This window comes from Priestia sp. SIMBA_032, assembly GCF_046535215.1.
GTDB lineage: Bacteria > Bacillota > Bacilli > Bacillales > Bacillaceae_H > Priestia > Priestia aryabhattai.
The window spans coordinates 1-275 of record NZ_JAWRXD010000590.1 but is presented as its reverse complement, the minus strand read 5'-3'; the positions used below and the strand labels follow the sequence as shown (position 1 = coordinate 275).

The following is a 275-nucleotide window of genomic DNA, read 5'->3' as shown; positions in this document are numbered from 1 at the left end:
CGCCAGCAACGATATGATCAATGGTGCTTACTAATAAGGTGTTTCCATTTTCAAGTCGATGTAAATCATGATTCTGACGAGCAGCGCCTTCTGGAGCATTTTTTCCCCATTGCCAGATGATATTTCCATTCCAATCCAGTTCTCCTAGCACTTTATTGTTAAAAATACCTCCGTAAACTCCAGGTCCATTTTCTAACTGAAGCAGAATATTTCCTTTTTTTCCTCCATTATTTTTTGGATCAATTATTTCAGAAGGAAAACCAATATAAGGCCAG

General features: G+C 37.8%; 1 protein-coding gene. It reads right to left on the bottom strand.

All coding sequences use genetic code 11. The features are described 5' to 3' along the window. Positions 1-275, bottom strand: a 275-nt coding sequence (locus tag SB717_RS35630; RefSeq protein WP_410907668.1) for a hypothetical protein, incomplete at both ends; no start/stop codon positions are given.